Raw genomic sequence first — 25,016 nt, 5'->3', positions numbered from 1 at the left:
GTGATTTCCTCCTCGGTTCAAACTGTCGCATGTTCATCTTGCTTGTCTACACCGGCGCTCGATCTGCCGGTGATGTCCCGTTCGAATCTTGTAATCTTTTCTGTCAGCCGGGCGGCCGACGAGATGCCGCACGTAACGGTTTGAGCCCCGGGCGCAGGGCCCGCAGCAGATCCTCGACATAGAGGCCGGCGAGGAACCCCACGTAGAGGCGCGTGTATAGAGTGGTGAATCCTGTGGGGAGCATCGGCTGGTAGCCGTGCGCCTTGCCGTAGAGCAGGATCCAGACTCCGATGATGATCAGGGTTGACGCGACGATGACGGCATCGAAGAGGCCCTCGTGCCAGGCGGCCGCTTGGAAATAGGCGGCGACATGGGCCGGCGCCGGATAGAGGAAGTGCGTAAAGGCGTCCCCGGCCCAGAGATAGGTGAGGACGATGAAGGTCAGGGTCGCGAGCATCATGAGCGAGACTTTCCAGGAGGCGGCCACGTTCAGCCGGTAAAGGCTGAAGATGGCCTGGGCCGAGGTGACCCAGGCGAAGAACAGAAAGATCATGGTGCTCTGTGATTCGAACAGGGAAATATGGACCAGGCCGTGGGTCATCAGCAGAATCAGGAGCGGCAGAATGAGCGTGATGGCGAGTCCGGTTCCCCAGGGCACGAACGAGAACCTCGGCGTGTCGCTGACCCTGCGAGGCTCGGGCAGCTTGTACTCGGTTCTCGCCTTGTGGATGTGATCGCCTGAATTCAAAAACAGCGTGGCTTTGAAAAGACCGTGGGCGCAGAGGTGAAAGATGGCGAGGGCGAAGGCGCCCAGGCCGCATTCCATAACCATATAGCCCATCTGCCCCATGGTCGAGTAGGCGAGTGTGCGTTTGATGCTCGATTGGGTCAGCATGGTCGAGGCGCCGATCAAGGCGGTGAGCGCGCCCACCACGAACAAGATATAGAGCGTGGTCGGAGACTGGCCGAACAGCGGCGCCAGGCGGTTCACCAGAAATCCTCCGGCATTCACGATGCCGGCATGCAGCATCGCCGAAACGGGGGTCGGGGCCTCGATCGTGCCGGGCAACCAGATATGAAACGGAAACTGTGCGGACTTGGTCATGACCGCGAAGACGAGCAGCAGCGTGCCGGTCGTGATCGCATCCAGTTCGAACCGGGTTCCGGTCCAGAGGGTCGGACGGCTCGGCATCTCATCCAGCGCATGGAACAACGTTGTCAGGTCGAGCGTGCCGAAGGCTGCATAGAGCGCCACGATCGCCAGCAGGAGCGCGATATCCCCGAATCCTTGGACCAGCAGGGTTGTCCGTCCCGCTCGGCGGGCCGCGGCGCTGGCGCGGTTAAAGGAAATAAATGTGGCGAGCAGCCAGGTCACGGTGTGCCAGGCAAGGAAGAGCCACAAGAGGTGCCCGCTCGTGACCAGGGTCAGGAGCACGAAGGTCAGCAGGCTGAGCAGCCCGAAGAATCTGGTATAGCCGGGATCGCCCTGCATATATTGCCGGGAATAGACGTGAATCACTAAGCTCACGACACTGATGAGGACCATCATGATTCCGGCAAGGCGATCGACGAGTATCGTAGGGGTCAGCAGCGCCGGCAGCCCTGGAAGGGCAAGCACGAGCGGGTCTGCATTGAGGATCTGATAGAAAGACAGCAGCGCCGTTCCGGTCGAGAGGATCAACGCGGCGATGCTGATGTTCGCAACTCGCTCGCCGAGCAGCTGTCCGAATAAGACCGTCAGGACGCTGGCGAGCAGCGGAGCCGCGATTGCGATGAGTATGGGTATCGAGTCCATGACACCTCACGCCTTAAAAGTGACTTGGTCTCAAGCCTCAGCAAGAACAGTACCGTTTCAATCCAGGCACTGATTCCCGATGAAAAAGTGAAAAACGATGTTTCGCTGTGATGCCGCGGAGGTTGGTTGATGGGAAGTGTCCTGCAAGGAGGAGAAGTCGGGTGCGCAGATGCACGGTCGTGCAGGCGCGCACTAAAGTTCAGAGAACGCTATTCCTTTACCGTCACGGTCATCGTGATCGGCTCAATCGGATTGTCGGCGGCGTCGCGGGCGGCGGCGACGATCTTATCCAGGACTTCGATGCCGCGAAAGATTTCCCCGAACACGGTGTAGCGCCGGTCGAGTCCGCTGTTATCCCTTATGCCTGCGCGGACAGCTCGTGAAGCTCTTGAGGAGCTATCACGCATGTCGCTATAATGGATCTCGTGATACGGTCGTTTAAAAGGCAGGGTACGGAGAACATTTTTGATGGCCTCGATACTTCGGCGGCTAGAAAAGTGTGCCCAAGGACGCTCTGGCGCATCGCCAGGAGGAAGCTGGATCAGATTAATCGAGTGCGAGTGGTGAGTGAGTTGGCCGTGCCACCGGGAAATCGGCTTGAGCGGTTACGCCGGGATCGGGTCGGGCAACACAGCGTCAGGATCAACGATCAATATCGAATTTGTTTTGAATGGGAGGATGGTCATGCCTGGGAAGTTGAAATCACGGATTACCACTGACAGCCTACGCGTGACCGGTCGATCCCACGCTTCGAAACAGCTTGTTGGCCGACGCTTGCCTCTTCATCGGCCTCCCACTCGTCCTGGGGAGATGCTGTTGGAAGAGTTCATTAAGCCGCTTGGCATCACGCAGGTGGAAGTCGCGGCTCGTCTTGGGATATCGTTTCCACGCCTGAACGAGGTCATCCGTGGCAAGCGGGCGGTCACGTCAGACACCGCGCTTCGACTGGCGCGTGTCATAGGGATGTCTGCAGACTTTTGGCTGGGGTTGCAATTAGACTGGGATCTTTGGCATGCGATGCACAGCTCAAAAGCAAGCGAGATCGATCGCCTTGAGCCGCTACGCACCTCGGCCTAATCACCTTGTCCATTGGGATCTATTCCGTCAGCGCGGAGGCGTTCCTGATCGCCATGGTGAGTATGATGATGGATGACAAGATGGACCATCGGTCAAAGAGAAATGTGCCTGCAGAGACACTAACAGCATGTATGGCGAAGATAGTCCAAGCCAAACCACATTCAGATTATAGCGTGTTGAACGCGGGCTATCTGGCGGCTCGAAAAGAACGTTAGCGGAAAATTCTCAGTAGGGACTGGAACTGCATGGATAGCGAAGAATGGCCCAGGTGATCAGGTTGTTCCGGTGGGAGAGTGCATGGGGAAAGGAGCGGCTCTCTCACTTCCTACTATAAGCCATCAGCTCTTCACTCTTTCACCGTCACGGTCATCGTGATCGGATCCAGCGGGTTGTCGGCAGCGTCACGGGCGGCGGCGACGATCTTATCCAGAACTTCGATGCCGCGAAAGATTTCCCCGAACACGGTATAGCGCCGGTCGAGTCCGCTGTTATCTCCCACGCAAATAAAAAACTGCGAGCCGTTGTCGTTGAAGTCGCGCGTGCTGTTGCTCTCGCGCGGCATCTTCGCCATCGAGACGGCGCCGCGTTTGTGGGGGCGATCGCTCGGCTCGGGGGTTAGAAAGTAGCCGGGGCCACCGGTGCCGTGCGTCGTCCTGTCGGCGTTCTTGCTGAAGGGGTCGCCGCCTTGAATGAGGAAACCGGGGACGACGCGATGAAACGTGGTGCCGTCGAAGAAACCCATCTTGGCCAGATTGATGAAGTTCTCCACGTGGCGCGGGGCATCGTCCGGATAAAAGCGGATCTTGATCTCGCCGAACTTGGTGACGATCGTCGCGCGAGGATCCTTCTTTTGAAATTGCATAGTCATAGCCGTGCAATGTAGCAGGGGCGCCGCTTTCGAGGCAAGGCCTTGGGGCAGTGTTGAGTGCTGAGTAGGCTCGACTCAGGACGCAGTACTCAGCACTTCTCTTGCGAGAGACCTTTTTCAGGGTCGATCCAGAGCCAGAGTATCCCGCCGAGGACGGCAACCAGGGCGGCGGTGGTGCAAGGGGAGCCAGCCCCGGCGCGGTACTCAGTGCGGTTTTCCCGCGAGACCTTTTTCAGGGTCGATCCAGAGCCAGAGTACCCCGCCGATGACGGCAATTAGCGCGGCGGTGCCGAGCGACAGGGGCCAACCCCACTGTTCGGCAATCCAGGGCGTGACGGTAGGAGAAATAGCCCCTCCGATATTGGCCCCCATGTTCATCAAGCCCGACAGACTGCCGGCGTGTGTCTTGGACAAGTCGCTGGTGGAAGACCAGTAGGCGCCGACGCTGAAGTAGAGCCAGCCCGCGCCCAGCGACAGGCTGGCGATGGCGAGATAGGGCGAATCGATCCAGGCCCCGAGTCCGATCGCGCAGCCGGCGAGGAGCATTCCCGCCATGCCTGCCTGTCGCCGACCCGCCGTGAGTCCGTGGCGGCTGGCCAATCGATCCGTGACCCAGCCTCCGATCGGACAAAAGACCAGAATCGCGAGAAAGGGCGCGGATGCGAAGAAACCTCCGCGCAGGATATCGAAGCCGCGCACGTTGACAAGATAGAGATAGAACCACGACATATACACATAGGCTACATAGCCCAGGCAGCTGTAACTCAACACGAGCCACCAGACCGTTGGAGTCTGTCGCAACGCTGCCCATGGAATGGAAGGGGATGGAGCCTGGTCGGTTGTGGCTGTGGTGCCGGTATTTCGCTTGGTCATCCATGGATGCTCGAGCGGATGATTGCGCGCGATGAACCACCAGATGACGGCGAGGCCTAAGCCGAGGACGGCTGAGAGATAGAAAGCCGTCTGCCAACCGAAGTTCACCATGATCCACGCAGTGACAGGCGGCGTGATCGCGGCGCCGACGCCGATGCCTCCGATCGCGATGCCGATCCCGAGCCCGCGCTCCCCCGCCGGGAGCCAGTCGGTGACGACCCGATTGAAATTCGGCAGGGCCACTGCTTCGCCGACGCCCAATAGAAAACGCGCAAGCGCGAGCGCTCCCATGATGCCCAGCCATCCGGCCAGCGGAGAGGCCGGAGCCATGGCCGTCCAGGCGGTGAAGATGGACCACCAGAGCAGCGCCAGAGTCAGAATGATCCGCGCGCCCCAGCGGTCGCCGAGCCAGCCGCCGGGAATTTGAAACAGGGCATAGCCGATGACGAAGGCCGAAAAGACAAACCCCATCTGCTGATCGGTCAGGCCCAGCGCCGGCATCATATGACGGGCCGTCACGGAAATGTTGACGCGGTCGATATAGGTGACGACGCTAATGGCAAAGAGCAGCCCGAGAATCACCCAGCGGATGCGCGTGAGAGGCGGAGAGTCATGATCAGAGGAATCGTGTGGGTGCAACGCTAAGTCGGTCCAGTGGAGGCCGGCATTATAGCGAGTCGAGGGCAGGGGCTCTAGCGCAAATTCCATGTAGAGCGGTTATTGGTTGACTATGAATTGGCAGAAAACTCCTTGTTCGACGCAGGGTTGGTGGATTTAACTAGAGGCTTCCGGTAATATCCGAATGGCAATTGTACGTATGGTGCGAGGGGGGAGAGTGTCGCGTCTTCGGCTGTTTCTGGTCATGGTCTTGGCCCTCGCGGTGGGTGTCGGTACCTTCCTGCTCTTTTCCAATACGCTGTTCGGCGAAGATTACCTGAAAGAGTTCGTCTTGCAGCAGCTTGAGGAAAGCCTCGGGCGCAAGATTCAGGTGCATCGCGCCAAGTTTGTCATCTTCCCGCGCATCCGCGTTGAACTCACCCAGGTTGCGATTCACGATCCCAATTCCGATGAAGTCGTGTTTTCGGCGAAGCGGATTGATCTCGTGCTTCGTCTGCTTCCCTTGTTGCGCAAGCAGGTGGTGGGGAAGCGGCTCCTGGTCGAAGATCCGGTCCTCACGATTCACCGGAATGAAGCCGGCCACTGGAACATTCTGGATAACACCAATCAGGCGGCGACGGATCAGCGCACGTTGGACATGATGACGCGCGTCTTCATGATCCGCCAGGCCACAGTCGTGAACGGGAGCATCACGGTCATCGATGAGGGAAGGCCCGGCGGGACCAGAACGCTGAAGCTGGAGCGGGTCGAAGGCGGGATGATGATTCGCCCGGAGCGCGCGATGGCCGACGTGCATCTGTCGGTGGCGCAGACCGGCCAGGATGGTCTGTCGGCCGTATCGCTTGTGGGGCAGATCAAGCGAGGTGAACGGTCTGTTGCGTTGACCGCTGAAGAGCCTGCGGCATCGGCAGAGCCGCCGCCTGCGGCGGCGCCCACGTCAGTGTTTCAGTTCGAGGGGCAGGTGGATGCCGCGAATGTGGTGCTGCGAGACATGGCGGATTTCTTCGGCCCTCGTCCGGTCCCTGAACAATTGGACGGGATGGTTGATTTGCAAGGTCAGGTGCGGATCATGCCGGGGCTTGCCGGATACGATGCGGTGTTGTCGAGCATGACGGCGCGCCTGAATCAGCTGACCTTGACCGGCAAGGCCAATCTCGCCGGATTGCTCACCGCGCAGCCGACCTTTGCCGTGACGTTTAATTCGTCGCTGGTCACGCTGAAGGAATTGCTCAACACCATTCCGGCTCAATGGATCCATCCCCAGCTCCCGGCGGTGTTGGCCGAGCGGCAGATCGACGGAAGAGTGCAGGTGGTGAATGCCTCGCTCACCGGATCGGCGACCTCGGGGCCGCAATTGTCGGTGACGGGGGAATTCCGTGTTCAAGAGGGACAGGCCTTGCTGGGAGAGGATCACGTGCCTACCAAAGACTTGGCCGGTGTCATCGTCGTGGAGACTGGTCGGGTGCGGGCCGCGAATTTCACCGGTCGATATGGCGCCATTCAGATCACTGAGGGGAAGGCGACGGTATCTTTTCTCGAAGCCGGACCGTGGCTGGAATTGGAGATCACCGGCAGCATGGCGGCCACCGATTTGGTGCAGCTGCTTGCCAAGACGGTCAAGGCCGAGGGGTTCGTGCATCTGCTGGCCGGTCTTCGCGATGTCGAAGGGACGGCCTTGCCGACATTTCGGTTGGTGGGGCCGCTGAACGAACCCGGGGGCGTGACCTTTGCCGGCGGAGAGATCGCGGCCCGGTACATCAGCCTCACGCATCCGTCTTTGCCGGAACGTCTGACGGCGGTTCAGGGGAAGTTTGTGTTAGCCGATGGCGGAACGCGATTTGAGCAGGTGACGGGTCATCTGGGCGATACGATTCTTCAGGTCCAGGGCGGCCTGTCAGGCGGGCCGGCGAGCGTGTTTCAAGAGTTCGTCGTTCGTGCGAACGGCGATGCTGGCCATATCATGCGATTTGTTCCCGCTAAGGTGATTCCGGTCGGGATGTTTGAAGGGTTGCTCAGTGCGGCCGTGCAGCTGAGCGGTGCCACGACGGCGCCGCATGTGCGCGGCAATCTGGTGTTGACGGAATCCAAGGTGGTGGTGCCGAACGCGATCGAGAAGCCGATCGGCGCTCCGGCAATCCTTGAGTTTGAGGGCAACCTGACGCGGGCGAATATCGCGACGGTCACACGCGTTGAGCTGGTCTTGCCCTCCGTGCGGATCCCCGTGAAGGGTGCGATTCAGATCGGAGACAAGTTTTCCATTGATGCGACGCTGGCCACCGGAGAACTGTCCTTGTCAGGTCTGCCTGAGTGGATTGCGAAGGGCGGGTTCGAAGCCGGCAATGTCGAGGTATCGCTGGATGTAAAGGGGAAAGACACGGATTGGAAAACCTGGAAGACGACGGGATGGATAGCGGTAACGAACGGCCTGGTGCTGGTCAAGGGGGCCGGACATATCGACGATCTGTATGCCCGGGTGAAATTGGTGCGGAACGGGGCGGAGGTGAAGCGGCTGTCTTTCAAGGTGCAGGACAGTGATCTGGCGTTGGAAGCGACGGTGCGGAACTGGCCGGCCAAACCGGTGATCACCGGCAAGATCGAGTCGAATCAGCTGGACCTTGACCTCGTGATTCCTAAAGGCGAGCGCTCGCCGATGCGGGAATTGTTGGAGACATTGGCTTCTTCCAGCCAGGTTACTATGACGGCATCGGCTGCCCGGGCGCACTATCGGCATCTCAAGTTCGGCGGGCTGACGGCGCGGATCACGATTCAGGACGGCGTGCTGGATATCGACCGGATCGGCGGAGACTCGACCAACGGCCAAGTGGCCGGCCGGGTGGTCGTGCAGCTGCCCGCCAAAGCGCCGGCCGAGACAGAGGTTTCCCTGCGGGCCACCGGAGTTGCGGTCGAGGATCTCCTGCGGCTGACTCACGCGGACATCCAGGGCGTCTCGGGCCAGGTGCGGCTGAACGGAACCATCCGTGGGCATGGGCGTAACCCTCACGGGGTCTATCCTTCGCTGAATGGGAAAACCGAGATACTGTTGGAGAATGGACGAATCTTGAAAGCCAAGGAGCGCGCGATTTGGAAGATCTTGAGTATCCTGAATCTTCCTGCCGTGCTGCAAGGAAAAGTGGATCTGGAAAAAGAGGGGTTGCCCTATAACCGCATCGCCGCCACGGTGACGATTCAGAACGGATCGTTCCAGACGGAGAATCTGGTCGTCGACAGTCCGATCCTCAAGATTACGGCGGCGGGCAACTACGATCTGCCTACGGATCAGCTAGATATGGTGGTGGCAGTCAGTCCCTTCGGGTCCTATGCCACGTTTCTCAAGACGATTCCCTTATTCGGACGTATCTTTGCGGGTGACCGCAAAGGGATAGCTACAGCCATTTTTTCGATCAAGGGCGCCGTGGAAGATCCCGAGGTGACGTATTTGCCGATGAAGTCGTTCACGGCTGGATTGTCAGGATTGGCGCAGCTAGCCGTCGATGTCTTAAAGAACACACTGACATTGCCGATGGATTTCATGGCGCCGAACGAGGACAAGCCTGCCGCGCCTGAGCTTGAGTTGGTGCCGGAAGGCGCACCGGCGACGCCTTGACCGTCATTAGACCCCATGTTAGCATCAGCCCATTCATGCGCCGAACCACCTCAAGCCGGTCCGAACTCCCTCGTCTCACCCATCCATGAAACGAACTACGGCCGCACAACCTGACGTTGCGACGCTCTTTATCGCCGCCAGCGAACTTGATTCGAATCTCTATTATGCGACGCGGTTTGTCGCGCCGGACCCCTTCATCTATATGGAGGTTAAGGGCGAGCGGCTGCTGGTCATGAGCGATCTTGAAATGGATCGGGCCAAGTCGCAGGCGTCGGTGGATCGGGTGTTGTCGTACTCCGAACTGGAAAAGAAGGCGAAATCGAACGGGACCAAGGAACCGAGCACGGTCGATATCGTCCATGTGATCCTTCGGGAAGCCAAAGTCCGGCAGTTGCTGGTTCCCGCTAATTTCCCCTTTATCCACGCCACGCGGCTTCAAGAGCTGGGTTACAGTATGAAGCCGAAGCGCGATCCCTTCTATGAGCGGCGTGTGGTGAAGACCGCCGACGAGGTGCGGTGCATCGAAGCGGCGCAGCGCGCAACGGAAGAAGCGGTGGCGGCGGCCCATGCGACACTCAAGCAGGCAACCATTCGCGGCGGCGAGCTGTGGCTGGACGGAGAGGTACTGACCTCCGAACGCATTAAGAAGCTGATCAACGTGAAGTTGATGGAGCGTGATTGCGTGGCGCAGCATACCATTGTGGCCGGCGGCGAACAGGCCTGCGATCCGCACCATGAAGGCACGGGCCCATTGCCCGCGAACCGCAGCATTATTTTCGATGTGTTTCCTCGATCCGCCAATAGCCGGTATTTTGCCGACATGTCCCGCACGGTGATCCGTGGTGCCGCCAGTCCTGAACTCAAGCGGTTGTATCAGACCGTGAAGGATGCGCAGGAAGAAGCGATCACCAAGGTCAAAGACGGCGCCGACGGCATGAAGATCCATCAAGGGATCTGCGACCGGTTTGAAAAGGCCGGGTACAAGACGGGGCTGGTTGACGGCCGCATGCAGGGCTACTTCCACGGGACTGGTCATGGCGTGGGGTTGGATATTCATGAAGCGCCACGGATCAGCCGGACCGGCTCGCTCTTGCAGGAAGGCCACGTCGTGACGGTCGAGCCGGGGCTCTACTATCCCGGGTTGGGCGCGGTACGGATCGAAGACATGGTGCTGGTCACAAGCGATGGTTGCCGCAACCTGACCGATTTCCCGAAGGTCTTCGAGCTCGATTAAAATGAGCGATCAGTTCTCAGCGATCAGCTTTCAGTTTTCGCTGATGGCTGACTGCTGAAGGCTGAAAGCTTATTCCATGCGCCTTACGATCACTCTCCAACGTTTCAATCCCGAACAGGATGCGAAGCCGCACGATGAAGAGGTGCGCCTGGATGTGCGGCGCGGCGCAACCGTGCTCGACCTGCTGATCCGGGTCAAAAACGAGCTCGACGGCAGTCTGGCCTTGCGGTATTCCTGCCGGTCGGCGATTTGCGGATCTTGCGCCATGAATATTAATGGAGGCGAGAAGCTCGCTTGCCGCACGTCGGTCCGGAAGGAACTGGAACGGCACGGGCAGCTACATATCGCTCCCCTGCAGCACCTTCCGGTCATCAAAGATCTTGTCGTCGACATGCGTCCGTTCTGGGGCAAGATTCGCGACATTACGCCCTGGTTGTCGACGTCGATGGCCGTGCCAGCCGACCGCGCCGCCGCGCACGATCCGGGTTCAACGGGACCCGGTTATCACAATGTCGATGCCTGCATCATGTGCGGCGCCTGTGTGGGAGCCTGCACCGTGCATGCCGTGTCGCCCGGGTTTGCCGGACCGGCGGCGCTCGCCAAAGTCGATCGATTTCTGTCGGATCCGCGTGAGCCGGAGAAGCTGAAAGGGGCGCGGCTTGCCGTCTTGCAAGAGCCGAACGGGATGTGGGATTGCACGCGGTGCAATTACTGCGTGGAAGTCTGCCCGAAAGATGTGAAGCCGATGGAGGCGATCATCCGGCTGCGAAGGGCTGCGCTCGACCGGGGATTGGCGTCAACGGGTGGCGCGCGCCACATCACCGCATTTGTCTCGATCATTGAACAGCAGGGGCGGCTGAACGAAGCGATCATGCCGCTTAAAGTTGTCGGCTTCGATCTGTCCCGCTTTCTCAGGATTCTTCCTCTCGGCGTCAGGATGTTCTTCAAAGGGAAGGTGCCCAATCCATTGGCGCACCGGATTCCAGGATTGGCGCAAGTGCGAGGGATCTTTCAGCGGGCTCGCCGTCCGACGGCGTTATAACGATCATCGATGCCGGCTTCCTTCCAATTTCTTGATGACGTGGCCCTGGCGGATCTGGCCTTCGATGCCGAGGGCGATTCCGTTCAGGAGGTCTTTGACGCTGCCTCAAACGCGGTGATGGAGGCGATGGCCGATCCCGCGACGGTCGGTGCGACCTGGGAGCGCCGCATCGAACATGCGGAGAGCGATCTCGCCGAGCTGCTGTTCGATTGGCTCTCCGACTTCGTCTATTGGAAGGATGCGGCGGGCGTTGTGTTCAGTTGCGCTTCGATATCGCTGACCCGTGAAGGCGGCCAATGGAAGCTCGATGGGACGCTGGTCGGTGAGCCGGTGAATCAGGCGACGCAAGTGTTGCGCAACGATGTGAAGGGTGTCACCAAGCATTTGTACCGGCTGCATCAAGATAACGGGCGCTGGGGCGTGAGAGTGGTCCTCGACGTATGATGGGGACGGGGGCTGTGGCAGATGACAGGCGGCGCGAGCAGAGAATAGGTCCAGGATGAAGTTCAGCACGACGATGAAGGTCAATCGAGTTACGGACGAGGTGTGGGAGATTCCCGTCACGGAGAAGCCCGGTATGCTGGTGCCGGCCCGTATCTACGGGACCGAGTCTATTCTCCGGGCCATGGATACCGGTGTGTTCGAGCAGGTGACGAACGTGGCCTGTCTCCCCGGCATCCGCCGGTATGCGCTCTGCATGCCGGACGGCCATTGGGGCTATGGATTTCCGATCGGCGGAGTGGCCGCGTTCGATGTGCGTTCGGGAATCATTTCTCCCGGCGGGGTGGGATACGACGTCAACTGCGGGATGAGGCTGATCCGCACGGACCTCACGCTGGCGGAGGTGCAGCCTAAACTCGAGCAGCTGATGACCGAACTCTTTCGACGCGTCCCGGCAGGTGTCGGAGCGAGCGGCTTTGTGTCGATGGATCGGTCGTCCTTCGATCGGGTCATGACCAAAGGCGCCCGATGGTGCATCGAGCAAGGGTTTGGTTGGCATCGCGATCTGGAGCGGATCGAGCAAGGCGGGTGTCTGCCCGGCGCCGATCCGTCCAAAGTCACCGACCATGCGGTGGGACGCGGGATGAACCAGCTGGGGACGCTGGGTTCCGGCAATCACTACCTTGAAGTGCAAGTGGTCTCGAACGACCGCATTTTCGACCGGGAGACGGCGACAGCCTTCGGCATTACCGGACAGGATCAGATTGTCATCATGGTGCATTGCGGGTCGCGCGGCTTCGGCCACCAGGTGGCCAGCGACTATCTCAAAGCCTTCGAGAAGGCGATGCGGCGATATGGGATTACGGTCAAGGATCAGCAGTTGGCCTGCGCGCCTTTCTTGTCTGAGGAAGGCCAGGACTATTTCGCGGCGATGAACTGCGCCGCCAATACGGCGTTTGCCAACCGGCAGGTCATCACGCATCAGATTCGCGAGGCCTTTGCCGCGGTTTTCGGCCGGTCGGGAGAAGAGTTGGGCATGGAGCTGGTCTATGACGTGGCCCACAACATTGCCAAAGTGGAGCGGTACTCTGAAGGGGAGTTGGTCGTGCACCGAAAAGGGGCGACGCGCGCGTTCGGCCCGGGTAGCCAGGATTTGCCGGCCTGTTATCGGTCAGTCGGCCAGCCCGTGATTTGCGGCGGCTCAATGGAAACCGGATCCTATCTGCTGGTGGGCACGACGAGGGCTTCGGAAGAGACCTTTGGTTCGACCATGCACGGCTCCGGACGCACGATGTCGAGGACGCAGGCCAAGAAATCGATTCGCGGCGAGCAGCTCCAGCAGCAGATGAAGCAGCGGGGCATTCTCGTGAAGGCGGTGTCGATGTCCGGGCTCGCGGAAGAGGCCGGATTCGCCTACAAAAACATATCGGAAGTAGTGGAGTCGGTTGAGCGTGCGGGAATTACAAAAAAGGTAGCGGAACTCCGACCTATTGGCAATATTAAGGGGTAGACACCTTCAGGCTTTCAGGCTATGAGGTCTCCCCGTGGAACATCGGCAACATCCTCGCTTTCCTGTCCAGTTTCGCAGCTCTTTCAGCTCCGCCAACATTGTTTCCGGTGACGGCAACCTGACCGATCTCTCCATCCGAGGCTGCTGCGTGTTCAGCGCAACCGCGGTGAAGCCCGGTACCACGTTGTTGTTGCGCGTCGACGTGTCGGACGACGAGCCGCCGATTCAGGTCAAGCAAGCGGTTGTCCGGTGGTGCCGTGATCGCAGCTTCGGGCTGGAGTTTGCCAGTTTGACGCCGGATGAATGGGCGCGACTTCAGCACGTGGTAAAAGAACTCGAATTAGAGCCCTATCAGCGTGCCGGTACATCGGATGAGGCCGTCTGAGGTTGTCCTTCCTCAGCGCGTGCCTCGAGGGTAACTTTCCTGTCGGCCCTTCGTAAGTCCAACTATCTGAGGAGGTACTCTCCGATGCTTCGTGCACTCATGGTCAGTCTCTTGGCGACGGCGATTATCGGGGGCCTGCTCTATTACACGCTCAAACGGTCTGACGTGGCGCAAGGGCAGCAGCGGGAGGCGCAGGTCAGTCAGGCCGCGCAGCAGGAAGCGTTGATGGTAAGCCGAGCCTTTTCATCCATCAGTGCGGCAGCGCTGGTCGTGGATGTGGCCAAAGTGCAGGAGGCGCTGGCCGGGGCCTGGCGGACCAACGGTCTTGCCGATGCGATGGTAATCGATAACGGCAACCGGGTATTTGCCGCGTCCAATGCCGGCTATGTAGGGCAGCAGATTCAGGATGCGAACTGGGCGGCCATCCGCGCGCAGAATCGGGAGGTCCTGATTCGAGACGAGCCGGCGCCTGGTCAGGAGCGCCTCACCGTCATTGAGCCGATTCAGGACAAGGGATCTACGATTGCGTGGGGCAGGCTCACCTTTGTGGGGGCGAGACAACAGGGTGCTGTGCGCAGTCCGCAAGAGCGGCTTGAACAAGTCGGCCGGATTATGGTCCCGGTGTTCGTGTTCCTGGCTGCGGCCATCGGTCTCGCGATGCGGTTCGCGACGTCGCGTATGCAGCAGCGGATTCAGTCCGTGGTGGCCGCGGCTATGACCGCCCAGCCGTCGTCACAGAATGGCGAGAGGCCGTTCGGGGATGGTTTGGTTAGGCCTGATGTCGATAGCCGTAAAGCAGCGTGATGTTGATGCGTCGGCTGAGGTAGTCGTCACGGAAGGTCACGTCGTCGGTTTCATGAAACAAATCTGAATTGAAGACCACCGCACGGTTGGCGCGATAGGGCACCCGGATCGTCTGCGCGCCGGCTTGCGTGAGCCATTCGAGAATCTTCGGTTTGTTCTGCTCGCTGTTATAGGCGGCGAAGTTCCAATCGGCCGGCGCTTCTTTGCTGTACACCACGAGCCCGCCTTTCTCAGGATCCAGGTTCGCCTCATCCGGTGTAATCCAAAAGTTGACATTGACGGCTGCGGCGTCGGCATGGATGGAGAGGCCGCGTCTGGCGCTATCCTGCTTGAAGGCCCAGGCCTGGGTCAGTCGATGATCTTTGAAGATGCCGGGAAGCGCGCGACGGAGTTCTTCGGCAATTTGCAACAGGAGGGGTGTGGCGAATCCATCGCCGAGAAACGCCCCGAGGTAGCCGTTCTCGTAGTCCTTTTTCCAGATTGTGGATTCCAAGCAAAAGGTGCGTAGGGCTGCCAGGGCCTCCGGCTTGAGCAGTTGATCGATGAATGTGACTTCTGGCAGCTGCCCCAGGTAGCGCGCTTCGATCGCCCGGACATCCAGTTGCGGATTCAATGCGCCATCCACCAGCCGTTCGCAGGGGGCTCGATAGAGAAATTGATTGAAGGACGGCGCAATCGCCGCGAGCGCAGCCGGATCGACGGGACATCGGTTGCGCGTCGGGAAGGTCGCGGCCAGCGTAATTTCCAATCGCTCCAGCGCATCGACATAACTCCGGTGCGAGGCATCGAGGCGGCCCCGCTCGATGAGCAGTCGGGTTTGTTCGGCGTCATGCTTCAGCCGCGACCGGAAGAGGGTGGTCTCTTGAATCGGACCGTTGTGATCGTGCTTCGCCTTAGCCACTTGGGAGAAGCGGGCCATGGCGCCGGCATGGTCGCCGTTCCACATCGCCGCAATTCCCAGGTTGTAGAGTGTCTTCGATGAATCCGGCACGATGGTCAAGGCCTGCTGGAATGAGGCGAGGGCGTCATCGATTGCGCCGGTTTCCATCAGCGCCAGGCCGAGATTGTTCCAGGCTTCGAAGTGCGCGGGTTTCAGCCGGATGGCTTCGCGATAGGAGACGATCGCATCCCGGAGGGCATTCTGCTCTTTGAGTGCGACGCCGAGGTTGTTGTGGGTGTCGGCGTGGGCCGGGTTCAGGGTCAGGGCTTTGCGATAGGTTTCGACTGCGGCGACAAGGCGATGCTGGTCTTTCAGGACGTTGCCGAGATTGATGAGGGCGTCGACGTATTTGGGATTGAGGGTGATGGCCCGCTCATAGGCACGGATGGCCTCTTCGGATTTTCCCGCACGCTGGGTGACGACGCCCAGGTTGAACCAGTACAAAGGGGAATTGGGTGTGCCCTCGATGGCGTGGGTGATGAGCTCGATGGCTTGCTCGTAGCTGCCGACGCGGTAGGCCAGCAATCCTAAGAGGTGGAGCGCTTCAGGGTGGCCCGGCACCATATTCAGGGCCAGTTGATAGTTTCGCTCAGCCTCGGCCAATTGGCCAGCCTGGTGATGGCGTTTCCCTTGGTCGAGTAGCGTATAAACGGCGAAACTGTCGGACACGGAGCCGGTCTTGGCCTGGCGGGATTCCTGTCGGCGGCGGTCGGATCGATTCATAGACTGTCCCTACCCGGCATCGACGGGAGTGTCGATCGTCAGGAGCAGCCTATACGAAAAAGACGCGCGGGGTCAAAGGGCGGGGAGACTATGCCGCTGCTGCGGTTTGGCGTTTGGCGACCTGGCCGAGGATATCCAGCGCGGCAACGCGATAGGCTTCGGCGTAGGTGGGGAAGTTGAAGACGTTGTCGATAAAGGATTCGACCAGCGCGCCTTGCTGCAGGGCCATCTGGCCAATGTGCACCAGTTCTGTGGCGGAATCTCCGACGACCTGAATCCCCAGCAATCGTTCGCCGCTGGGATCGGCGATCATTTTCAGGAGCCCGTGACCGGCTCCCGAGATTTGTGCGCGGGCGACTTCTTCGAACTTGGCCCGGCCGACGAGGGGATTCCGAAATCGTTCGCTGGCCATCTTTTCATCCAGGCCGATACTGGCCATTTCAGGAATCGTATAGACACCAATCGGAATGGTCGATGCGGCATCGCCGATGGGGAGGTTGAGGGCATGGCGTACTGCGCGGCGGCCCTGCTCCATTGCTTTTGACGCGAGGGCCGGGGCACCGACCATGTCGCCGACGGCGTAGATGTGTGGCGCGGTCGTCTGGCAGAATTGGTTCACCGAGAGGCTGCCCTTCCCATTCACTTCAAGCCCGGCGGCGCCCAGGTTGAGATCTTCCACATTCGCCTGTCTGCCCAGCGCCACGAGCATTTTCTCGCTCTTGATGATCTGGCCATCGCCAAGCAGCGTCACCACATGGGTGGCGCCATCCCATTGCACACTTTGAATCGATTGTCCGCCGAGGTAGTGTCCGCCGTGCTGCTCAAAACTGGCGACGAACTGCGCCACGAGTTCCTGATCCATGAATTGCAGCGGCGCTTTGGCGCGGTCGATCAGGGTCACTTCAACGCCGAGGAGGGCGAAGATCGAGGCGTACTCGCACCCGATGACGCCTCCGCCAATAATCGCCAGAGACCGCGGGAGGTAGATCATCGACAAGAGGGAGTCGCTGTCGAGGATATGTTCATGATCGACGGGGATCTCTTGAGGATTGCGCGGGCGCGAACCGGTGGCGATGACGAAATGGTCGGCCGTAAAGTGTTGACGGGCGCCGTCCACGGTTTGCATTTCTATGGTTCGGTCATTGAGAAAACGCGCGCGGCCGTGAAACAGCGAGATGCCGTTCCGCCGCAGTTGTTTGCTCATATAGGTGTCGTGCGTCTGGACGACTTCTTCCAGGCGGCTGAGCAGCGACGAGATTTCCGCGTCCGGCTTCAAGCTGAATTCAAACGCCGCGCTGGCTCGGCGCAGGCGGTCGAGGTGCAGGGCGCTCTCCCGCAAGGTCTTGCTGGGAATGGTGCCGCGGTAGACGCAGCTGCCGCCGATACCCCGTTCGCGCTCCAGCAGCGCCACGCGCTTGCCGGATTTCGCGCCTTGAATGGCGGCTTTTTGCCCGGCGGGGCCGGCTCCGATGATGACGATGTCGAAGGCTATTGGTGCGCTCATAGGTTCATTGCATTGACCAAGGCCAACGCCTTCTCTTTACCGGCCAGCAGCTGGTCGATATCGTTGGGGTAGAGGTTGAGATCGGCGAAGACCGGATGCTCGCGCAATTCTTCTTCGGGGAGCGTCTCCGGTTCAAGGAGGTGTGTCGCCAGACGGTCTGCGACGCAGGTGAGCAGGCAGTCCTGCCTGAAGGAAGTGGCGTGATCATATTCCTGGTAGCACGCAATGGCTTCGGCCACTTGTTTGGGCAGCCCCCATTTGTCGGCAATCACAGTGCCGACGCGGGTGTGGTAGCCGTCGAGTAGCTGCTGCATCACGGCTCTATCGGCCGAGAGTTTGAGGTCTTTGGCAAGATTCGCCACCGTCCGAAGCACGACCGGCTTGCCGATTCCGTGCAAGAGTCCACAGAGGTACGCGGTTTCGACATTGACCCGCCGCATGCGGGCGACCTCTTTGCCAAAGGCGCCGCTGGCCAGTGAGTGCCGCCAGAGCAGCTTCACGTGATCTTCGTGGCCTGGAACTTGGAATGCCCCGTTCTTCAACGAGGCCGTAAAGGCAATTTCAGAAAGCAGATTGATGCCGAGCATGGCCACGGCGTGCTGGAGCGAGACGACCGGGCTGCGCGGCATATAGGCAGGCGAATTGGCAATGCGCAGGACGTGGGCGGCCAAAGCTTGATCTTGATGGATCAGCGATGACAGCTTGGCGGCATCGGCCGTCGCGTCGGCGGCCAGGGCCATGACTTGGCTGGCCACTTGAGGCAAGAGCGGGAGTTCGACTTCTCCTGCCTCGAGCTTCTTAACCAGAGCCTGTTCCAGCTTTTCGGTGGCGGCAGAAATTTGAGTATCGGGGGCCATTGGTGTTCTGGCGCTCCTGTTGTTTGTCGACGGTGTGAGCTTGTGACGTGTCTTTGTCGGTTGGTTCCTCGGAAAAGTTGAGCGAGAGGGCGCCCGGCGTGACAAGTTCACGGAGGCCTGACTATACTGTCGGTGAGATTCCGCGTTCATTCGGACGAGCAAGGGAGATAGGTCTATGAAATACCGATGGATTATCGGTTTGTTGGGTCTATGGGGCGGACTCATCTCAGTGGGTGTGGAAGCAGGGGAACAGCCGGTGACACCCGGCACGATTGCCAAAGAAGCTCGTGAGACGATTGAGGCGACGGCCCAGTATACGGCTCAACAGAAAGAGGCCTTTCAGCGGAAGGCTCAGGAAGAGCTCGAGTCAATCCAGCAGCAGATGGCGGCGCTACAGGGAAAGGCCGACAAGGCCTCGGCCTCGGCCAGGACGGAACTGCAGAAGTCGATTCGTGAGCTGGAGGTGAAGAAGGAGGCCGTCAAGCAACAGCTCGATGGACTCAAGTCGGCCACCGATGCAAAGTGGAATGAAATGAGGGCGGGCGTGCATTCTGCGATCGAAGAGATGAATCAGTCGTTTCAACGGCTGCGCTCGAAGCTGCAGTAAGGGTGGACATGGATCTGCGATGGCATTGAGATTTGCGCTATACCCCGGCTGTGCGGCGAAAGGTGCGACGCCGGAACTGTATCAATCGACGATGGCGATCGTCGGCCGGCTTGGCATTGACGTGGTCGAGCTTGCGGCGTCGTCTTGCTGCGGGGCCGGGGTGGTGACGGAGGCGGAGCCGGATGTCGCCTTGGCGTTGAATGCGCGGAACTTCGCTCAGGCCGAAAGCCTGGGTCTCGATATCATGACCATTTGCGGGACGTGTCAGGGCGTCATGGCGGCGGCGAACAAGCGATTGAAGAGCGAGCCGGGATTACTCGATCGAATCAATCGTGTGTTGGAGCCGGACGGCATCGCCTATCGCGGGACGATTCAGGTCAAACATCTGCTGTGGATTATCGTGCGTGAGATCGGGCTGCGCCAGCTTGGCGCGCAGGTCGTGACATCTTTGCAGGGGCTGCGCATTGCGCCGTTCTATGGCTGTTATATTCTCCGGCCCTCCTGGGATCTCGGTTTTGACGATCCGGAAAACCCGTCGTCTCTCGAGCAGGTGATTCGTGCGTTGGGCGGGGAGGCGGTGGCCTATGCCGGGCGCACCAAGTGCTGCGGGTTCCCGATCATTCTTGAAAAGGAAGCGGTGGCGATGGCGATGTCCGGAGCCAATATGAAAGAGGCCAAGGAGCAAGGGGCCGACTGCATGGTAACGCCCTGCCCGCTCTGTCATATGAGCCTGGATATCTATCAGGATCGCGCGGGGCAGGCGGTGAATGCACAGCTCAGTCTTCCCATTCTCCACTTGCCCCAGCTCCTTGGTCTGGCGATGGGGATACCTGCCAAGGAGTTAGGTCTTGCGCGTCATTTGATCCCGGTCGATTCGATCGTCAGGCGCATCAATCAGTCCGTCCGTCATTCTTAGATCAGGAGGATCGCAGAATTATGAAGGTCGTTAATATCTCGGAGTATCAGCAGTTTAGTCAAGAGAAGATGAAGAAGAACAATATGTTTCAGACGGAGCGGTTCTTCTGCGACATCTACTGTTTTGAGCCGGGGCAGGAACAGAAGGGCCACATCCATGGCGAGCAAGACAAGGTCTATCTCGTTCTCGAGGGGCAGGGGACTTTTCAGGTTGGTTCAGAGAAGCAGGTGCTGGGGCCTGGACAAGGGACGATGGCGCCGGCTGGAGAAGAGCATGGAGTAAAGAATCACACGGATCAGCGCTTGAAAGTCCTCGTGTTCGTCGCGCCGAATCCGTAGGCGCAAGCGGCGAGCGCACCGCTTCTTTGTTCGGCAGCATGCGGGAGAGATCCATGGTGAAGAGCTGCGGGCGCGTTCACTCGGTTCGCAGAGGGATTTTGACACTGATGGCGCCAGCCAGGTCTCCCTCCTGGGCACCCTCTTTGGGGTAGCCTGAAATATCCCATTCTCCTTTTGGGGCGCCGTGGCAGGCGAGGCATTCGCGCTGGTAATAGATCGGCATCATGACCCGTAAGGTTCCACCCGATTCGGTCAATTCGCTGACATAGGCTTCCCCATTCGGTCGTCCGGACAACCAGCGGAGGACGGACGATTCGTATTCATCCGGCTCATTCTTGGGATTGCGCGGTTGGATCGCCGTTTGTTTCAGTTGGACTTGGGACCGTTTGGAAAAGCGCGCCGCCGCTTGGCTGCCGAACGTGGCAGGAATGAAATTCTTGTAGCCGATTCCGCGCTGGTTGATGACGACCTGTGCCTCGCGGACGACGTCTTTTCCGGCTTCGATCAAGGCCGGCAGGAGCGTGCGCGCGAGAGGCGGCACGGCCAACGACGTTTTTGCTGCAGGCGCGCTCAGGTCGATCCCGGTCCGTTGTCGAAAGACCTCGTACATCTGCCGTTCAAACACTTCCGGGGTAAAGCCTTTGTCTCCTTTGTGGACATCGTCGATCAGGGCCTGATTCTGTTCGATCACCAGGCGGCCGGCTTGGAGCAGTTTTGCCAGGAGCCGCGCGGTCTCTTCCGCCTCAGCGCGGAGCTGCTCAGGCGGGGAAGCCTGAACGGGCGCGATTCCAACAACTATTGCCAGAGTGATGAGTGAGAGCCATGGGCGGTGGACCATACGATCTCCTTTGTCTCGGTCAGTGTGGCGACGATACCCGGCAGGCTCCCTGGGCATAGTGAGCCGGCATCTTTTGCACGTCGAACGGGAGCCCTTCCGTCGATGCCCGTCGTGGATAGGCATATGCGTCCTCGATCCATCGGCGCCGCATCTGTTCCAGTCGTCCTGATTCGTGGAGCTGAAAAATGACGTCGTTGATGAACCACCGCAAGGTGTAACTTTCCTCCGCCATCACGACGGCATAGTCGGCGAGCGTGAACCATAGCGGGGCGTGTTCATCCTTCGCCAAGAGTTGCCAGTCTCGACGTGTGGTCTTGACCATGAATTTCAAAACCGGGTGTGCTCCCAGGATCACATCGATCGGCGGTGATAGGCCGGCCGTAGCGTGCTCAAAGGCGGCGGGAAGCGAATCGCACACAAGGACCTTGGCAGCGCTGATCTTGGCGTCGGCATACAGGTGTGCCGCCGTGCTGTCTTGCACCGCGATGGTCAGGCCATTCAGAAGCTGTTCTCGGGCGGTGGTCTCGCCGGCGGTCCCGACACGAGTCCGGATCAGGTCGATGACCTCCGGTCTTGTGGCAATCGCGCCGATGCCGCCCTCTGAGAAGTACGGAGTGGAGTAGGCAAATCCGGACCGGCCTGGTGAGGGCGTCCCGGCTGCCACGGCGGAGACGAAGAAATCCAATTGTCCCTCATTTAAGAGCAAAAATAAGTCGCGGAAGCGAACCAGGTGCAAGGCGGGAACGACGGAGCTGCCGCAATGGATCGTGAGGGCGTCACTCACGGCCCGTACCAGTTCGGTATCGAGTCCGGTCACTCGCGCGCCCTCGTCGGTCCAGACGGCGGGAAATACGAATGGTCGAAACGGTTCGACCGCCACCCCGACCTGGATTTGCTGGCGGCGGCAGATTTTATTCAGCTCATTGGTCGTCACCGGGTAGATCTGGTGGATGGCATCGAAGAGCAAACCGCAGCCCGGCAACAGCGGGAGGAAGAGCAGTAGGGCGATAGTGGGCCGTATTGGTTTCCACCGACGCCGGACCGCGGCGATGAGCGGCGAGCGGGGTGAGGCGCACCCTGCGCCCTGCCGTTGGCTGTGTCGGAATGGGCTCAATACCGGAATCCGGTTAGAAAAAGCCATTGCTGTGTTTGCCCCGCCTCTCCGAGGAAATTGACATCATACTGTGTAAATTGCAGGCTCAGGTCGAGTGAAATTCCCCGCGCCACAGGAAAACGCACACCGGCTTGTCCGCCGTACAACAGACCGGGCGAGGTCCGTCCTTGTCCCGAGATGACCGTGCCGATCAATGCGCCCACGTAGGGCACCGCACGGTCTTCGAGGGGACCGAAGAACACATGCTTGAGAAGGCGGCTGATCGGCATGGAGGCCGGGAAATCTAGCAGGTCGAGTATGTTGTTCCACCGCGGGTTGAGAAACACTGCATGCTGATCGGTCCGGAAGTCGGTAGTGCGAATGCTGAAGTACTGATACCCGGTCCGTAGTTCTCCATCGCCATATCGTACTGCGGTCACGCCGGCCTGCAGCGTGACTTCCCGGTCATTCGGTGCGAAAGATTGCTGCCGCAAAGCCACATCGAAGTTGAACGGTCGTATGGGCAGAATTTCGAACAGTGCTTCTTGTGCCAGGGCCGGAAAGGGACCGAGGAGCGTCAGCGTGAGTGCGCAGAGATAGAGCCGACAAAACGATCCGTGCAACCCAGATCCGCGATTCTTGGTCGACATGGCATGTCTGTTAGTGAGTATGGGCCTGTCCATCGGACGGTCCGGGCGGATCGATACCCTGAACGGGCGGCCCTGCAGTGATGCAGGACTTCATGATTTCCGCCCGGCATTGGGCCCCGGCGAGAACGGCATTGGCCATGGTGACGAGTTCGGCTTCAGACAGTTGTTGGCGCGCATAGTCGATGAGTACATGGTTCGGAACGAGATCGGGGTCAACCTGTTGGACTCCAGTTTGCTTCGTAAGAGTCGAGACGAGTTGAGAACGAACCGACAAACACGCTTCACCCATCAGCATCAACGCCACCCTATCATAGGGGCCTTCTGCCTGAATAGACGAAACCCCGCTCACCAGGAGTATTCCGCTGATAACGGGGGTGAAGAACGCGTGTGTCATGGAATGAAGCCTCTGGATGTGAAATCCGGCCGGTTTTATGCCGGCCGGATTTCCGACTCTCAACTTACTTCGCTTTTGCGGGGAGCTCCCACGGCACCATGGGCATCAGGTTCGTCGAGGGCTTGGCATCGGGGGATGCCAAGAGGACGGCGATTGCGCCGCGGAGCGCGCCGGTCAGGGAGTGGGTGACCAGCGGGTAGGCACCGGCCGATTCAACGACGACGTCGAAGGTGGCGGCGCTGCCCGGTCCGACCACATAGGTCTGCACGCCGGTCAGCTTGTTGGCCGGATTCCCGCTTTCATACACATTGTCCCAGATTTCACCGATGGGGTGGAATGAGGAGAACTCATTCGGACCGGCATTCACGAAATAGACGCGCACGCGCTCGCCCGGCTTCGCGTCCAGCTTGCCGCCGCCCGTGACGAACGGATGATACTTGAAGATACCGCCGTTGAACATGACGCCGTCGAATTTGCGGTCAAACATGGCCTGCACATCGCCGGGGTTCTTGAAGTATTCGGACTGGACCAGAACATATTCCCGATCCGCCTTGGGCCAGACCGATGCGTCTTTCGGATCGACAATGATGGCGCCGAACATGCCACGCGCGACGTGCTGAATCATGGGCGGCGCGCCGCAGTGATAAAAGAAGATCCCGGGTTTCTTGGCCACGAAGGTGTAGCTGATCGTCTCGCCGGCATTGATGGCCTTGTAGTTCTTCAGGAAGTCGATCTCCGCCGCATGGAAGTCCATGGCGTGGGGATTCTTATTGGTGGCGGGGTTAGTCAACGTGAAGTTGATCGTGTCGCCTTCGGTCACGCGGACGACCGGGCCCGGCATGGTGCCGTTGAATGTCCAGGCGGCGTACTTCTCTCCGCCGCCGTCGATGACGATGTCGGATTCGACGGCCGTCATATGGATGTCGTGGGTCTTTGCGGATGCGGAGGACGGTTGTCCCAGCAATCCGGCGAGGGCAATGGCAGCGGCTCCTGCGAGTGCCATGGCCTGGTGTGATTGTTTTCTCATCATGGTGAAACTCCTCTCTGGATGGTTGGTCGAACTCCTGCAGCGATGTGCCGACAGCCCCTGTTGTGAGGGGCGCGGTCTGACGTCGTCTGTGTGCGTGTGAGGATACGGAGTGTGCAGTCAAAAGAATATGACGTACATCATGTTTTGAAAATATACCTGGAAGGAGGATCTTAGGGAAATCAGGCGGAGGCAAGGGCCTTGAGCCCGGCGAGATCGCGGATGATGAGGCGGGTCGCCGTTCCGGATACGAGTCGATCGCGTTTGAACCGACTCATGATGCGAATGGCGGTCTCGGTCGTCGTGCCGACCATGTTGGCCATATCCTGGCGGGTCAGTCGCATCGGGAGCTTGAGGCCTTGCGGGTCTTTCACGCCGTTCTTGGTCGCCAGGTCCACCAGGAGCGAGGCCAGTCGCTGGTCGGCCCGGTCGAGGGCCAGGACCTTGGCTTTCTCCTGGGCTTCGTTGAGGCGATTGCCGAGATGCTTAATGACTTCAATGGCGGCCTCGGGATTGCGGCGCAGCATGTCGAAGTAGGACTTCTTGTTCATGCGCAAGATACTGACGTCGCCCATCGGTTGCGCGGTCCCCGGATGGCGGGCTCCCTCAAAGGCGGCGGCGTCGCAGCAAAAGAGATCGCCGGGCATCAGCATTTTCAGCGTGCACTCTTTCCCTTCCGGGCTCGATTTGACGCACTTGACCGTGCCTTCCTTCACGATGTGGAAGAATTCGGTCGGATCGCCTTCACGAAAAATGACATCTCGTTTGGTGTAGTGCTGCTCGGTCAAGTCCTGAAGCACGCGTTGGCGGTCTGCGCTGGAGAGAATCTTGAGCAGAGGGATATGGTTGAGCTCATCCGCGGGGGATGAGCTCAACCG

General features: G+C 59.6%; 24 protein-coding genes. 11 read left to right on the top strand and 13 right to left on the bottom strand.

Translation table 11 applies throughout. From position 1 onward, the window contains the following. Positions 1–103: 103 nt before the first annotated feature. Both Q7U39_13985 and Q7U39_13980 read right to left on the bottom strand, forming a co-directional pair. Positions 104–1,795 carry a proton-conducting transporter membrane subunit gene (locus Q7U39_13985; protein MDO9119064.1) on the bottom strand — a complete coding sequence of 564 codons (1,692 nt, stop codon included), beginning with the start codon at positions 1,793–1,795 and terminating at the stop codon, positions 104–106. A gap of 209 nt (positions 1,796–2,004) precedes the next feature. After that, the gene (locus Q7U39_13980) at positions 2,005–2,202 is read right to left on the bottom strand and encodes a peptidylprolyl isomerase (GenBank protein MDO9119063.1); all 198 of its coding nucleotides are present in this window, start codon (positions 2,200–2,202) and stop codon (positions 2,005–2,007) included. Between the two features lie 277 nt (positions 2,203–2,479). Between Q7U39_13980 and Q7U39_13975 the strand changes: the two genes are divergently transcribed. Next, a complete protein-coding gene (locus tag Q7U39_13975; protein MDO9119062.1) occupies positions 2,480–2,872 on the top strand; it encodes a HigA family addiction module antitoxin in 393 nt (130 codons plus the stop codon). 346 nt (positions 2,873–3,218) lie between these two features. Here Q7U39_13975 and Q7U39_13970 read toward each other — a convergent pair whose 3' ends face one another. Continuing rightward, positions 3,219–3,734 carry a peptidylprolyl isomerase gene (locus Q7U39_13970; protein ID MDO9119061.1) on the bottom strand — a complete coding sequence of 172 codons (516 nt, stop codon included), beginning with the start codon at positions 3,732–3,734 and terminating at the stop codon, positions 3,219–3,221. Between the two features lie 210 nt (positions 3,735–3,944). Continuing rightward, complete coding sequence (locus tag Q7U39_13965; protein ID MDO9119060.1) at positions 3,945–5,321, bottom strand: MFS transporter; 1,377 nt, start codon at positions 5,319–5,321, stop codon at positions 3,945–3,947. Between the two features lie 127 nt (positions 5,322–5,448). On the opposite strand from Q7U39_13965, the gene Q7U39_13960 reads away from it, so the two are divergent. The 7 genes from Q7U39_13960 (at position 5,449) to Q7U39_13930 (ending at position 14,251) form a co-directional block, all read left to right on the top strand. Further along, positions 5,449–8,835: an AsmA-like C-terminal domain-containing protein gene (locus tag Q7U39_13960; GenBank protein MDO9119059.1), complete on the top strand. Its 3,387-nt coding sequence runs from the start codon at positions 5,449–5,451 to the stop codon at positions 8,833–8,835. Between the two features lie 85 nt (positions 8,836–8,920). Further along, a complete protein-coding gene (locus Q7U39_13955) occupies positions 8,921–10,069 on the top strand; it encodes a Xaa-Pro peptidase family protein (GenBank protein ID MDO9119058.1) in 1,149 nt (382 codons plus the stop codon). A gap of 76 nt (positions 10,070–10,145) precedes the next feature. After that, a complete protein-coding gene (locus tag Q7U39_13950; GenBank protein MDO9119057.1) occupies positions 10,146–11,111 on the top strand; it encodes a 2Fe-2S iron-sulfur cluster-binding protein in 966 nt (321 codons plus the stop codon). 9 nt (positions 11,112–11,120) lie between these two features. Next, on the top strand, positions 11,121–11,555 hold the full coding sequence (locus tag Q7U39_13945; GenBank protein ID MDO9119056.1) for an archease: 435 nt from the start codon (positions 11,121–11,123) through the stop codon (positions 11,553–11,555). Positions 11,556–11,610: 55 nt separating this feature from the next. Continuing rightward, the gene (locus tag Q7U39_13940; protein ID MDO9119055.1) at positions 11,611–13,062 is read left to right on the top strand and encodes an RtcB family protein; all 1,452 of its coding nucleotides are present in this window, start codon (positions 11,611–11,613) and stop codon (positions 13,060–13,062) included. A 34-nt stretch (positions 13,063–13,096) separates the two neighbouring features. Beyond that, positions 13,097–13,447, top strand: a complete 351-nt coding sequence (locus Q7U39_13935; protein ID MDO9119054.1) for a PilZ domain-containing protein — start codon at positions 13,097–13,099, stop codon at positions 13,445–13,447. A gap of 84 nt (positions 13,448–13,531) precedes the next feature. Then, positions 13,532–14,251, top strand: coding sequence for a hypothetical protein (locus tag Q7U39_13930; protein MDO9119053.1), 720 nt, complete (start codon positions 13,532–13,534; stop codon positions 14,249–14,251). Here Q7U39_13930 and Q7U39_13925 read toward each other — a convergent pair. The 3 genes from Q7U39_13925 to Q7U39_13915 all read right to left on the bottom strand — a co-directional run bounded on the left by Q7U39_13925 (position 14,217) and on the right by Q7U39_13915 (position 18,275). Beyond that, on the bottom strand, positions 14,217–15,914 hold the full coding sequence (locus Q7U39_13925; GenBank protein ID MDO9119052.1) for a tetratricopeptide repeat protein: 1,698 nt from the start codon (positions 15,912–15,914) through the stop codon (positions 14,217–14,219). The genes Q7U39_13930 and Q7U39_13925 overlap by 35 nt on opposite strands. Positions 15,915–16,002: 88 nt before the next feature. Next, the gene (gene sthA, locus Q7U39_13920; GenBank protein ID MDO9119051.1) at positions 16,003–17,418 is read right to left on the bottom strand and encodes a Si-specific NAD(P)(+) transhydrogenase; all 1,416 of its coding nucleotides are present in this window, start codon (positions 17,416–17,418) and stop codon (positions 16,003–16,005) included. Continuing rightward, positions 17,415–18,275 (bottom strand): HDOD domain-containing protein, encoded by an 861-nt coding sequence (locus Q7U39_13915; protein ID MDO9119050.1) that lies wholly within the window; start codon positions 18,273–18,275, stop codon positions 17,415–17,417. The genes sthA and Q7U39_13915 overlap by 4 nt, the downstream gene beginning before the upstream one ends. A gap of 175 nt (positions 18,276–18,450) precedes the next feature. Here Q7U39_13915 and Q7U39_13910 point away from each other — a divergent pair, with 175 nt between their 5' ends. From Q7U39_13910 to Q7U39_13900, 3 genes are read left to right on the top strand one after another with little or no spacing between them, the layout of a single operon-like run. Beyond that, entirely contained in the window at positions 18,451–18,882 is a 432-nt protein-coding gene (locus Q7U39_13910; GenBank protein MDO9119049.1) for a hypothetical protein, read from the top strand. A 19-nt stretch (positions 18,883–18,901) separates the two neighbouring features. Continuing rightward, positions 18,902–19,798 carry a CoB--CoM heterodisulfide reductase iron-sulfur subunit B family protein gene (locus Q7U39_13905; protein ID MDO9119048.1) on the top strand — a complete coding sequence of 299 codons (897 nt, stop codon included), beginning with the start codon at positions 18,902–18,904 and terminating at the stop codon, positions 19,796–19,798. A gap of 20 nt (positions 19,799–19,818) precedes the next feature. Continuing rightward, the gene (locus Q7U39_13900) at positions 19,819–20,136 is read left to right on the top strand and encodes a cupin domain-containing protein (protein MDO9119047.1); all 318 of its coding nucleotides are present in this window, start codon (positions 19,819–19,821) and stop codon (positions 20,134–20,136) included. A 76-nt stretch (positions 20,137–20,212) separates the two neighbouring features. On the opposite strand, the gene Q7U39_13895 is transcribed toward Q7U39_13900, so the two are convergent. The 6 genes from Q7U39_13895 to Q7U39_13870 all read right to left on the bottom strand — a co-directional run bounded on the left by Q7U39_13895 (position 20,213) and on the right by Q7U39_13870 (position 25,013). Continuing rightward, positions 20,213–20,974 (bottom strand): DUF3365 domain-containing protein, encoded by a 762-nt coding sequence (locus Q7U39_13895; protein ID MDO9119046.1) that lies wholly within the window; start codon positions 20,972–20,974, stop codon positions 20,213–20,215. Positions 20,975–20,993: 19 nt separating this feature from the next. Then, a complete protein-coding gene (locus Q7U39_13890; protein ID MDO9119045.1) occupies positions 20,994–22,115 on the bottom strand; it encodes a transporter substrate-binding domain-containing protein in 1,122 nt (373 codons plus the stop codon). Continuing rightward, positions 22,085–22,717 carry a hypothetical protein gene (locus tag Q7U39_13885; GenBank protein MDO9119044.1) on the bottom strand — a complete coding sequence of 211 codons (633 nt, stop codon included), beginning with the start codon at positions 22,715–22,717 and terminating at the stop codon, positions 22,085–22,087. The genes Q7U39_13890 and Q7U39_13885 overlap by 31 nt, the downstream gene beginning before the upstream one ends. A 10-nt stretch (positions 22,718–22,727) precedes the next feature. Then, positions 22,728–23,111 carry a hypothetical protein gene (locus Q7U39_13880; GenBank protein MDO9119043.1) on the bottom strand — a complete coding sequence of 128 codons (384 nt, stop codon included), beginning with the start codon at positions 23,109–23,111 and terminating at the stop codon, positions 22,728–22,730. Positions 23,112–23,175: 64 nt separating this feature from the next. Beyond that, positions 23,176–24,141: a multicopper oxidase domain-containing protein gene (locus Q7U39_13875; GenBank protein MDO9119042.1), complete on the bottom strand. Its 966-nt coding sequence runs from the start codon at positions 24,139–24,141 to the stop codon at positions 23,176–23,178. 179 nt (positions 24,142–24,320) lie between these two features. Continuing rightward, on the bottom strand, positions 24,321–25,013 hold the full coding sequence (locus tag Q7U39_13870) for a Crp/Fnr family transcriptional regulator (GenBank protein MDO9119041.1): 693 nt from the start codon (positions 25,011–25,013) through the stop codon (positions 24,321–24,323). Positions 25,014–25,016: the final 3 nt, after the last annotated feature.

This window comes from Nitrospira sp., assembly GCA_030653545.1.
In the GTDB taxonomy this organism is placed as follows: domain Bacteria; phylum Nitrospirota; class Nitrospiria; order Nitrospirales; family Nitrospiraceae; genus Nitrospira_D.
This window is presented reverse-complemented; position numbering and strand designations above follow the sequence as displayed.